The sequence below is a fragment of the Streptococcus sp. UMB1203 genome (assembly GCF_030217725.1).
GTDB lineage: Bacteria > Bacillota > Bacilli > Lactobacillales > Streptococcaceae > Streptococcus.
In genome coordinates this window covers 49,361-61,720 of the sequence record NZ_JASOOK010000008.1, presented here as the reverse complement: position 1 = coordinate 61,720, position 12,360 = coordinate 49,361, and the positions used below count along the sequence as shown (strand labels likewise).

Genomic DNA, 12,360 nt, shown 5'->3' with positions numbered 1-12,360 from the left:
CCATTGCCTACAGCACAACAAGTCAAATCAATGAATTTAAGAAACAAGGCTACAAGCTTGTTAGTGATGAATTCACAACAGGTGATGCGAAGGTTTATGACTACGATACAGCACGTGACCAAGTCTACACTGTAACCCTTTCAGAACGTGTCGAACGTGTAACACCGAAAGATCCTAAACCACAACCAAACACCCCAGTCAATCCGGGACAACCAAACACCCCAAATTGGCCAGGCACTGTTGAGAGAATGGAGAAATTGACTCAAACAATAAGTCGCCGTATTAACTTCCGTTACTCTAAGAATGGAAAAGCTGCATATGGAACGATTGATCAACATATCAGTTATGAACGAAATGCTCTTGTGAATTTGGTTTCTGGTGATATCAATTATGAACAATGGAAGATTACTGGTATTAAGAACCAAGATGTTGTGGCACCAGTAGCATCTCAACCATCAGTTACGAATAGTGCTGAATCAAGAGTTGCAAGATCATCTAGAAGCAGACGAGCTTTGTCAGAAGTAGCTCCAGTTTCAGAGAATCTTTTAGATACACAAGTTAATAATTCTCAAGTGTCTCCAGTAGGCTTAACTGTGACTGAAAATGGTGAACGTACTGCACGCCGTTCATCTAGAGGTAAGCGCGCTGCTGCAGCAAAACCAGATAGTTCAACTAATTCAGAAGCAGATTCATCCGTGAATGCAGTGTTCAAAGCTGTACGAACTCCTGTTACACCAAAATTTTATGCTACTGTAAATAAAGTAGGAACAATGGAGGTTAATCCAAATTCTCCTCAAGATACAGAAGTTAATGTTGACTTGAAAGAAATGGGACGTATTGTAGCAGTCAATAATAAAGGACAATATATCAATAAACAAGGAGAGGTTGTACAAAACATTGAAGACGCTCTCTATAAGTACTATGATAATGATCCAAACGATGCAACAAAAGCAGCAGAAACAAAAATTCCTGAAGCTCCAAAATTCCATGTATTAAATAATGAACAACCAACTGTTTGGGGATATAATATTGTTGACAAGACAATCGAACCAAATGACGAATCTGATCCTGATCGCATCGGAAAAGATACCTTTGTAACATATAACGAAATTATTGATTCATTAACTAAGGAAACTGAACAAACTGTAAACTTTACTGGGGCAGGTTCTGCAACTCCTAAAGATAATGTGCAAAATGATTTTGTCTTCAAGGGATCATATAATGAAGCGACTAAAGAAACAACTTGGGAAAATAAGGACCATACCTATGGAACAGTTAAAGTACCAGTTGTGACAGGGTATTTCGCTGATAAAGCAGAAGCTGGTGCTAAGACAGTTACGCCAGATTTACCAAAAGCAACAGATACAGTTACCTATAAAGCTTTGGGTAAAATCATTCCAGTAGATGCTTCTGGAAATGTAATTTCAAATGCTCCTCAACCCCAATACCTGAATGATTCAAATGATCCTCGTAAAGCTGGAGAAACAGCAGTACCTGAAATTGTAGGCTACAAACCAGAGCGTACAAGTGTTACACCTGAAAACCCAGGTGAAGATACAAAGGTAACTTACGTCAAGACAGAACAAGTTGCAGTTGTTCGTTATATAGATATTGATAACAAGAATGAAGTCGTTCATACAGACAATATTACTGGTAAATCAGGAGAAAAGGTCGCCTATACGACAGAAACTGTTTTGAAATCGTTGCTTGAAAAAGGGTACTTATTACAGGAAGATGGTTTCCCTGCAGATGCAACTTTTGATACAGATGAAACAAAAGTTCAAGAATATACAGTCCTATTGAAACATAAGATCACTGTTAAAAAAGATACTCCAAAACTTGTGGAAAGAACGATTCATTATGTATTTGAAGATGGTACAAAAGCAAGTGAAGATCATCATGATCAAGTAAGCTTTTCACGTATGTTAAGTATCGATAATGTAACAGGTAAGACTACAAGTACATCTTGGGTTTCTGAAAATGGAGTGACAAGTTTTGACGAAGTGGTATCTCCAAGTATTGCAGGATATAATCCTGATCTTGCTAAAGTGGCTGCGGTTCAAGGAATTACAGCAGAAACTGGAAATCAGGTTGTAACTGTAACTTATAGAAATGTTCAACCAATTCCACAAGTTACCCCAACTCCAATTCCGACTCCAACCCCAACTCCACAAGTTACGCCGGATCCAGTACCGACCCCAACTCCAATTCCGACTCCAACCCCAACTCCACAAGTTACGCCAACTCCAGTTCCAACCTCTACCCCAGCTCCAAAAGTGCCATCAGCAGTTCCAACTCCAAACTCAGCTCCAAAAGAGGAGGAAAAAGAACTTCCAAAAACTGCGGGTCACTCTTCTGGTATGGCTCAAGTTCTAGGAGTACTTGGCCTATTTGCTGGATTCAGTTTAGTTGGAAAAGCAAAACGAGATGAATAAAATCAAAACAAAACTCTAGACAACAAAATATTGGAAGTGTAGTGTTTTAGGGAGTGAGAATGTATGTCAATACAGCATCAATTCCACTCCCTTTTTTATCATAAAAAGTTAGAGAGAAAATATATGTATTCAAGAGTAAAACGGAATCAAATGAATAAGGTAAACAAGTATTCCATTAGAAAATCAAGTTTTGGTGCAGTATCTGTTGCTGTAGCTGCCTTGATGGTTTTTGGTACTTATTCAAATGTGAGTGCAGATGAACAGAAAGTAGATTCACATCGCACTGAAAAAGAAGAACAAAAAGTCTCTGAAAAACCAGAAGAGACCAAGCAAGAGAAATCTGAGGAAAAAATAGCAGAATTACCTTCAACTCTTCAAGCTCCAGTTTTGGAAAAAGAAGAATTAGATGTCAATGCCCTTCTAAAGAAGGAAGCAGAGTCTAAAGTGGCAACTGAGACAAAAAATTCTGACTCAAAAGAATTCACTTCTAAAGAAGTTAAGTCTAGTGAAGAAAAAACTACCTCACCTACTTCAAGTGAGAAGGTAAAAGAAGAAAAATCAGTCGAAAAAACAACCTTAGAACAGGTTGTATCAGAAGCAGAAGTTTTAAATCAAGTTGCTGTTCGTTATGCTCAAGAAGCAGATCGTAAAGCTGAAGAAAAAGCCTTAGTTCAAGAAGCTGTTAAGGCAGCAACAATTCAGATTTCACAATCAAAATCCTTGTTGAAAGATTCATCTGTTAGTGTAGAAAATCTTAAGACTCAATTAAATCAACTGTATTCAGCTATTGAAACAGTTTATACTGAGTTGCAACGTGCAGGACACGGCAAGAAAATTAGCGCTAGTCTATCGCCAACTCAAACACAGGATGTAGCTATCGATAATGGAAATATTATTGCCAGTGGTACAATCGACATGGCGGACCGTGTAACTTCAACAGGTATTGCTGATTATCGCTTCCAATTAAAATTTAAAAATGGTACCTATCATAAGGGAGATATCTTTACAATTGGTTTGAAGGAATTGCCACAAGATAATAATCTTCCTCAAAAATTGGTTGCTGAAGGTAAAGTTTTTGCAGAACGAGTGAGTCTGGTTCAGAAAAATGATAATGCCAAAGCTGGAAGCCTTTCATATTGGGCTTCACGTGGAGACCGTGACGTTGCTCTGGACACAAAAGAATCATGGGATTTAGTTGACAAAGGAAGTCATATTGAAGCAACTTACCGTTTCACTGATGAAATTGAACGTCTAGATGATGTTACTTTTGAACTTCAATACAGAGGTGGAATTCGTTATCCTCGAGTGAACGTGGATAAGTCTGTAACTGGTGTTATTTCAGTTAATGGTCAAAATGTAGTCACTAAGAATTACACTGTGATTAAAACAGATATCGGAGCACCTAAAGTTTATGATACACCTGCTACAGCTAACTTCACAGGTGATGTGATGTTGGATGATGATGGTAGTATCAAAACATATAACAGCACTCTTCGTATCGGAACATGGAAATCAAACTTTAGTGCAGGGACTCGTTTCACTGTTCGTATCAATGATACAGAATTCAATAAGTTTGCTACTGTCGGTGAATTTGTTGAACGTGGTGCCCACAATGTCGAAATGATAAATACTAGCCCTGATACATCAAGAACAAGGGTAAATCGTCATAATGTTATTTTGGAGGCGCCTCGTGAAGAACCAGGTCAACATGCAAAATTTAAGATTCTTAAGGCTGCTGATAATGAATTAACCTTTGAACTCGTTTCTGGAAAGATGTTGGCTGGAAGAACCTATGTATTACGTACAAAAGACTTTGGAGTTGACCGTGTTCCGACAAGTCACACAGTTAATTATCTGAATGAAGCTAGAAATGGTTTTAAATCAAATGTTCCAGGGACATTGACAGTTGTTGATGCCAAAGGTAAAAATCTTACAGACCAATACGAACAAGCTGCTGACTCTGACTGGAAAATTGCCAACCCAGATATGGTAAGAACAGATGGACGCCTTGTATATGGAGATGTAGCTGTTCGCTTCGTTGATACTCAAGGGAAAATGCTTCTTCCTGCCATTGCAGCGGTGGAAAATGGAGGTATCCTTCAAGATAAATTCACTACTGTAAGACCATCTACCAAAATTGATACTAGCTATGTAGCTACTTTGGAGAGAAATACAACTGAGACAGAAGTTCAAGAAAACAAAGGAATTCAAACAACATCTATCACAGCACCTTATCTATTACATTCACCAAATGGTAAATATTATGTCTTCAAAGAGTACGCACAAAATGATCGTTTTTATAGCAATACGAAGACATCTGGTACGATTACACGAGCTCAAGCTAACGTGGTAGCTGTGTACGAAGAAGCTAAATTTGGTAAAGTTGATATTCAATATCGTGATAAAACAAGTCAAGCTATTTTAGAAACATTCAATACACCACATGATAAGAGTTCAAATCTCATTAACTTATTGGGAAATAACTATGATGTGACTGCTAAAGTTCCTGAGCGTTTCGAAAAAGATGGTGTGGTATATGTCTTGTCGCAAACACCTGCTAATAGTAAGGGACATTTGACACAGGCTGATATCCATGTTGTTTATGATTATGTTGCTCAACAAAAGGCGTATGTTAAATACCTTAATCAAACAGAAACAAGTCCTAAGGTTTTAGGAAATGTGGACAGTGTTGTTGGTCTTCCAGGTGAAACAATTGCTTATAATTCAAAAAATCGTATTAATCAATACCTAAAACAAGGATATGAATTAGTACATGATGGTTTTGCAAATGCCAATGATAAACGCTTTGACAGTGAAAAACAAACTGATCAAGTATTCTCAGTTCAATTAATCGAAAAAGTTGTGACTGTCACAGCAGATGATCCGAAACCAATTGCTGGAAACCCATTAGTAGCAGGAGTCGCATTGACACCTGTTTGGCCTAAATCTGTTGAAAACTTAGATACACTAAGAAAAATGACTAAGCAGACGATTCACTACAAATATCAAAAAGATGGTAGACAAGCTTTCAAAGATGTGGTTCGTTCTGTAGTTTTTGAAAGAGTAGCGAGAGTTAACCTTGTTACAGGTGCAGTAACTTATGATAATTGGAAAATCACAAGAATTGATGATAAACCAGTAGCTGCAGTGGATACGACTGTTCATAAACCAAATGTCACTCCACAAGGAGTAACAACTATTGCAGCAACTCCTTCTAGTCTAGGTAATGGAATTTCTATCAAACCAGTTTTGACTGTTCCGAATCCAGTTGTTGCATCATCACCAATTGTTACAAAACCCGTTGTACCGGTAAGACCAGTAACACCGGTTAAACCAGCAGTGTCAACTCCGGCTAAGCCAGCACCTGTAGTTCAACCAAAACCGGTAGCACCATCAACACCAGTCAAACCAGTAGTTTCGACACCAGTAACTCCAGCGCCTGTTGCCACACCACAACCAGTAGCTCCAGTAAAACCAGTAGCACCAGCACCGGTAACACCGGTTAAACCGGCAGTATCTACTCCAGCTACACCAACACCTGTAGTTCAACCAAAACCGGTAGCGACTACTGATTCAAAACCTAGCTTAACTCCAGCTGAAGCCTTGGCTGCAATTAAACCAACAGATTTTTCTTCACAAACATCTGTTAATAAGAAAACAGAAACAAAACCTGTTCCTGGTGGAACGGCTACGACTACAACTACAACGACAACCACTGTTACCTCAAATGCAGCAACAGCGGGTCCAACAACACCAATTGTCACTATCACAACAAATGAAACCGAAACTCATTCAGAGGTGACAAGTGTCATTCATACTGGCACTACTAGCCACACGCATGTGGTCGGAGTGGTTACAAAACCAAACGTAATTGTTACTAATCCAAAACCAAGTGTTCAGCCTAAACCGCATTTAACGAGACCTCATCATGGACCAGTACACCATGTTCCTTCGCGTCCAGGTAAACAAGTTAAACCAATTAGAACTGGACCAGGAACTCGTGGTCATGCTAGAAGACATCGCTAAATAAAAAAGTGTCAATACAGATTTAACAAGTAGGATAGTACTAAATAGCACAAAAAATGAGCAACTTTTAATTTAAAGTTGCTCATTTTTATATTAAGGACTTCTTAAAATTCTTTATTTTTTACTGAATTGCTGCGACCAAATCTTGAGCTTGTTTTTCAAGTGAGTTTAGGACTGTTTCTTCAAGAACCAATTTTCCGTCTGCCCAAGCAGAGTCATTAACACGTGCAGCAGTGAAATCACCAACGATTTGCGTACGGATAAATGGCAAGAGCTCCTTGTAAATAGCGAAAAGTTGATCGTGACCGGCATTAGCTACAGATGATACTGTGACAAACTTGTCTTGAAGGGCAGAAGCACCACGTGTATCAGATAAGTCAAGGGCACGAGATAGCCAGTCAAGCAAGTTTTTCACTGTACCAGGGATAGAGAAGTTGTAGACTGGAGAGAAGATCCAGATAGCATTCGCAGCGAGAACCGCTTCACGAGCAGCAGCTACAGCTGGATGTGTTGGAACTTCCAAATCTTGGCTAAAGAGAGGAAGGGCTGAATAATCGAGGTAGCTAACTTCCGCTTTACCAGCAAGTGCTTTCTCAGCTTCGAGAGCCATTTGGTGGTTGAAAGAACCTTGACGTAGTGATCCGACGATAAATAATACTTTTTTAGACATGATGTGTCTCCTTTTTCTTAAATTTCCGAGAAGTCTCTCGTTGTTATAAAATATATTACAATATAACAAAAGGACTTGCAAGAAATTTGCTCAGAGTTTATTTGAAAATTATAAAATTGCTGAAACTCTAGTCAGTTGCCACTGGAAAAGTAAGAACTGTTTTTTGGATTTTAGTTTTCTTTGATTTTATAGGAGTATTCCAATATTCTCTTGTAATATAATGACATAAGTGCTAAAATAAACAAGAAAACTAGCAATAGAAACCACAGAACAGCTATTTTCCGGTATCATTTCATAAATAATTAAAGGAACAATAATGGCATTGAAGAATGCTTCTAAAAGGGGTGGAGATCATGTAAGGCACAAATTAACAAGTGACAGACAAAAGAAATACGAATACACTTGTTAAGGAGAAAAGATGTTAATAAGAAATTATCGGAAAAACATTGGCCTGATGGCCGGAGTGGAGTTTTTTGCTTTTTTAGGGATTACCAGCTTTTGGATTCTCTTTCTCAGTCAAAACGGAATGTCTCTTTGGCAGATTGGACTTCTGGAGAGTATTTTTCATACTACCAGTCTTCTCTGTGAAATTCCATCTGGAATGTTAGCTGACCGCTATTCCTATAAGACTAATCTTTATTTAAGTCGTATAGCAGGAATTGTGTCTTCTATTCTCATGTTGGCTGGGCAGGGAAATTTTTGGATTTATGCACTAGCTATGGCGGTGAGTGCCTTGTCTTATAATTTTGATTCAGGCACAAGCGCAGCAATGGTCTATGACTCTACTGTAGAGGCTGGACTGAAGGAGCGCTATCTATCCATTTCAAGCTTTATGTCAGGAGTAGCCGAAGGAACTCGGTCTTTGGGGACAGTTTTGGCAGGATTTTTTGTCCATGGTCAATTGCACCTGACCTACTATATCATGATTGCCACTTCTATCATAGTTATTTTCCTGATTTGGATGCTGAAAGAGCCCAGTGTCAAGCTAGAAAAAGCTGATAGTGTGACCATGAAACAGATTATTTGGACTGTTAAGGAAGAGTTGAAGCGAAATCCCATGCTGTTCAACTGGATGATTTTGTCTCAGATTGTCGGAACACTCATGTGCATGTTTTATTTTTACTATCAAAATCAGTTACCAGATTTAAGTAGTTGGCAAATTTCAGCAGTTATGTTACTTGGTAGTCTCTTGAATATCGTTGCAGTTTATCTAGCGAGTAAGATTGGAAAGAGATATGCCGCCTTGAAGCTTTTCCCAATCCTCGTCCTACTGATTGGAGTTACCTACCTGCTGTCCTACTTTGGAACACCTCTAATCTATATTTTGATTTATTTGATTAGTAATGCTTTATATGCTCTTTTTCAGCCGATTTTTGATAATGATTTGCAAGAGCGCCTTCCAAGTGAAGTAAGGGCAACCATGCTGAGTGTCTACTCTATGATGTTTAGCCTAAGTATGATTGTGTTCTTCCCACTGACAGGGTGGTTGATTGACAATTTAGGCTTTGTAGTAACATTTCTTTATCTGGGATTCTTTTTAGTCTTGATTAGCCTTCTACTGACTATCTTTTTAGGAAAAATGGCTAAAAGAATAGATGAAAAAATAATTCCATAGATTAAAAGAACTTCTAAAAACTTGAGTGCCAAGCTCAGGTTTTTTTATACGGTGATTTCGAGAAGATGAAGGAAGAAATAAAATGCGATTGTTCTGGCATTCACTTGTAATAAAGCTTAATAGATGGTAAAATAGACGAGTGAAAAAAAGACAAAAAAAATCAAAAAATAATCTACTGTGGCAGTATGGTCTAGGGATGACGATTTTGTTTGTGGTTATCAGTGCTTCCTTTCTGTATCTGGTGTTTCTGGGTATGAAACCCTACCAAACAGCTAAAAGTGAAGGAGAAAAATTAGCTCAGCAGTATGCAGGATTAGAGCAGGTTGATCAGGTTGATTTGTATAATGGCTTGGAATCCTATTACAGCGTTCTTGGTCGTAATAAACAGCAAGAAGCACTTGCTGTCCTGATTGGAAAAGATGACCATAAGATTTACGTTTATCAGCTAAATCAGGGTGTTTCACAAGAAAAAGCAGAAGCTGTTTCTAAGGAAAAAGGAGCTGGTGAGATTGACAAGATTACCTTTGGCCGTTATCAAGACAAGCCAATTTGGGAAGTTAAGTCAGGAACTGATTTTTATCTAGTAGATTTTGAAACAGGAGCATTGGTCAATAAGGAGGGCCTATGAAACTATCCAACCGTGTTTTAGAAATGGAAGAAAGTGTTACTTTAGCTAGTGATGCGAGAGCAAAAAAATTAAAAGCTCAAGGTAAGGATGTCCTTTTCTTGACCTTGGGACAACCAGATTTTCACACTCCTGAAAATATTCAGGATGCAGCAGTTAAAGCTATTCGAGAAGGACAGGCTTCCTTCTATACAGTAGCTTCAGGCCTACCAGAATTAAAAGCTGCGGTGAATACCTACTTCGAGCGCTACTATGGCTATTCTGTCGCAAGTAACGAGGTTACCTTTGCTACAGGTGCCAAGTTCTCCCTCTATACTTTCTTTATGGCTGTAATTAACCCTTTAGATGAGGTTATTATTCCAACTCCATACTGGGTTAGTTATGGAGACCAGGTCAAGATGGCAGAAGGGATTCCAGTCTTTGTTCAAGCTAAAGAAGACAATGATTTTAAAGTCACGGTGGATCAACTAGAACTAGTTAGGACAGATAAGACAAAGGTTTTGGTTCTCAATTCACCATCTAATCCGACTGGTATGGTTTATACTCGTGAAGAATTACTTGCTATCGGAAATTGGGCAGTTGAGCATGACATTCTGATCTTAGCAGATGATATATACGGTCGCCTTGTTTATAATGGAAATGAATTTGTTCCAATCTCAAGTCTATCAGAAGCAATTCGTAAGCAAACCATTGTTATCAACGGTGTATCTAAGGCCTATGCCATGACGGGTTGGCGAGTTGGTTATGCGGTAGGTGATCCGGAAATCATTGCAGCTATGAGTAAATTGACAGGACAAACAACTTCAAATTTGACATCTGTTTCTCAATATGCGGCTATCGAAGCCTTAACAGGACCACAGGATTCTGTTGATATCATGCGTAAAGCTTTTGAGGAGCGTCTCAATACCATTTATCCGCTATTATGTGAGGTCCCTGGTTTTGAAGTTGTTAAGCCACAAGGAGCCTTCTATCTCTTTCCAAATGTTAAAAAAGCCATGGAGATGAAAGGTTATACGGATGTGACTGACTTTACAACAGCTATTCTTGAGGAAGTTGGTTTGGCACTCATAACAGGAGCTGGCTTTGGAGCGCCAGAAAATGTGCGCCTCAGCTATGCGACAGATCTAGACACACTTAAAGAAGCAGTTAAACGCTTGAAAGCATTTATGGAAAAATAAAAAAGAAAAGGAAAAATAATGACAAAACGTGTAACGATTATTGATGTAAAAGACTATGTTGGTCAAGAAGTGACGATTGGAGCTTGGGTTGCCAACAAATCAGGAAAAGGGAAAATCGCCTTCTTGCAATTGCGTGACGGAACAGCCTTCTTTCAAGGTGTAGCCTTTAAACCAAACTTTGTAGAAAAATTTGGTGAAGAAGTGGGACTTGAGAAGTTTGATGTCATCAAACGCTTGAGCCAAGAAACTTCTGTTTATGTGACAGGAATTGTCAAAGAAGACGAACGTTCTAAATTTGGTTATGAGTTGGACATCACAGACATCGAAGTGATCGGTGAATCTCAAGACTACCCAATCACACCAAAAGAACACGGAACAGACTTCTTGATGGACAACCGTCACTTGTGGCTACGCTCTCGTAAGCAAGTGGCTGTGATGCAAATCCGTAACGCTATCATTTATGCAACGTATGAGTTCTTTGACAAGAACGGCTTTATGAAATTTGATAGCCCAATTTTGTCAGGAAACGCGGCAGAAGATTCAACTGAACTCTTTGAAACCGACTACTTCGGAACGCCAGCCTACTTGAGCCAATCAGGTCAGCTTTACCTAGAAGCAGGTGCTATGGCTCTTGGTCGAGTCTTTGACTTTGGTCCAGTATTTCGTGCTGAAAAATCAAAAACACGCCGTCACTTGACTGAGTTCTGGATGATGGACGCAGAGTACTCATACTTGACACATGATGAGTCACTTGACTTGCAAGAAGCTTATGTAAAAGCTCTTCTTCAAGGTGTTCTTGACCGTGCGCCTCAAGCTTTGGAAACCTTGGAACGTGATACAGAGCTCTTGAAACGCTACATTGCAGAGCCGTTCAAACGTATCACTTACGATCAAGCTATTGACCTCTTGCAAGAGCATGAAAATGATGAAGATGCTGACTATGAACATCTTGAGCATGGAGATGACTTTGGTTCACCACACGAAACATGGATTTCAAACCACTTTGGTGTGCCAACATTTGTCATGAACTATCCAGCAGCCATCAAGGCCTTCTACATGAAACCAGTTCCTGGAAATCCAGAGCGCGTGCTTTGTGCAGATTTGCTTGCCCCAGAAGGCTATGGAGAAATCATCGGTGGGTCTATGCGTGAGGAAGACTATGATGCCCTTGTCGCTAAGATGGATGAACTTGGTATGGACCGTACAGAGTATGAATTCTACCTTGACCTTCGTAAATACGGTACTGTACCACACGGAGGATTTGGTATCGGTATCGAACGTATGGTAACCTTCGCAGCAGGAACAAAACATATCCGTGAAGCTATTCCATTCCCACGTATGTTGCACCGTATCAAACCGTAAGAACAGGAAAACGCCCATGTGGCGTTTTTTCGAATTTCAGAGTTTTTACTTGCGTAAAAAATTATTTTCTAGTATAATAGTTTATTGTGAGCGAACCTCACTTACCCCTTGCAAAGTCTTGGGGTCATTAGACCAAAAGGAGGAACATATCAATGGCTAAATACGAAATTCTTTATATCATTCGTCCAAACATTGAAGAAGAAGCTAAAAACGCTTTGGTAGCACGTTTTGACTCTATTTTGACTGACAACGGTGCAACTGTTGTTGAATCAAAATCTTGGGAAAAACGTCGTCTTGCATACGAAATCAAAGATTTCCGTGAAGGACTTTACCACATCGTTAACGTTGAAGCAAACGACGACGTAGCTCTTAAAGAGTTTGACCGTCTTTCAAAAATCAACGCTGACATTCTTCGTCACATGATCGTCAAAACTGACGCTTAAGAAGGT

General features: G+C 39.1%; 8 protein-coding genes. 7 read left to right on the top strand and 1 reads right to left on the bottom strand.

What is annotated here, in order from left to right; translation table 11 throughout:
* On the top strand, positions 1–2,435 hold a 2,435-nt coding region (locus tag QP439_RS03540), incomplete at its 5' end, for a mucin-binding protein (protein ID WP_502961729.1).
* A gap of 150 nt (positions 2,436–2,585) precedes the next feature.
* Positions 2,586–6,461 (top strand): mucin-binding protein, encoded by a 3,876-nt coding sequence (locus QP439_RS03535; RefSeq protein WP_285387635.1) that lies wholly within the window; start codon positions 2,586–2,588, stop codon positions 6,459–6,461.
* Positions 6,462–6,582: 121 nt separating this feature from the next.
* Here the strand turns inward: QP439_RS03535 and QP439_RS03530 are convergent, their stop codons facing one another.
* Positions 6,583–7,131: an NADPH-dependent FMN reductase gene (locus QP439_RS03530; protein WP_285387634.1), complete on the bottom strand. Its 549-nt coding sequence runs from the start codon at positions 7,129–7,131 to the stop codon at positions 6,583–6,585.
* Positions 7,132–7,549: 418 nt separating this feature from the next.
* Between QP439_RS03530 and QP439_RS03525 the strand changes: the two genes are divergently transcribed.
* From QP439_RS03525 to rpsF, 5 genes are all read left to right on the top strand, one after another.
* Positions 7,550–8,746: an MFS transporter gene (locus QP439_RS03525; RefSeq protein WP_261121540.1), complete on the top strand. Its 1,197-nt coding sequence runs from the start codon at positions 7,550–7,552 to the stop codon at positions 8,744–8,746.
* Between the two features lie 139 nt (positions 8,747–8,885).
* On the top strand, positions 8,886–9,374 hold the full coding sequence (locus QP439_RS03520; protein ID WP_285387632.1) for a cell wall elongation regulator TseB-like domain-containing protein: 489 nt from the start codon (positions 8,886–8,888) through the stop codon (positions 9,372–9,374).
* Positions 9,371–10,549: a pyridoxal phosphate-dependent aminotransferase gene (locus QP439_RS03515; protein ID WP_254754125.1), complete on the top strand. Its 1,179-nt coding sequence runs from the start codon at positions 9,371–9,373 to the stop codon at positions 10,547–10,549. The genes QP439_RS03520 and QP439_RS03515 overlap by 4 nt, the downstream gene beginning before the upstream one ends.
* 18 nt (positions 10,550–10,567) lie before the next feature.
* Positions 10,568–11,911 (top strand): asparagine--tRNA ligase, encoded by a 1,344-nt coding sequence (asnS, locus tag QP439_RS03510; RefSeq protein ID WP_000167160.1) that lies wholly within the window; start codon positions 10,568–10,570, stop codon positions 11,909–11,911.
* 152 nt (positions 11,912–12,063) lie between these two features.
* Complete coding sequence (rpsF, locus tag QP439_RS03505; RefSeq protein ID WP_001151780.1) at positions 12,064–12,354, top strand: 30S ribosomal protein S6; 291 nt, start codon at positions 12,064–12,066, stop codon at positions 12,352–12,354.
* Positions 12,355–12,360: the final 6 nt, after the last annotated feature.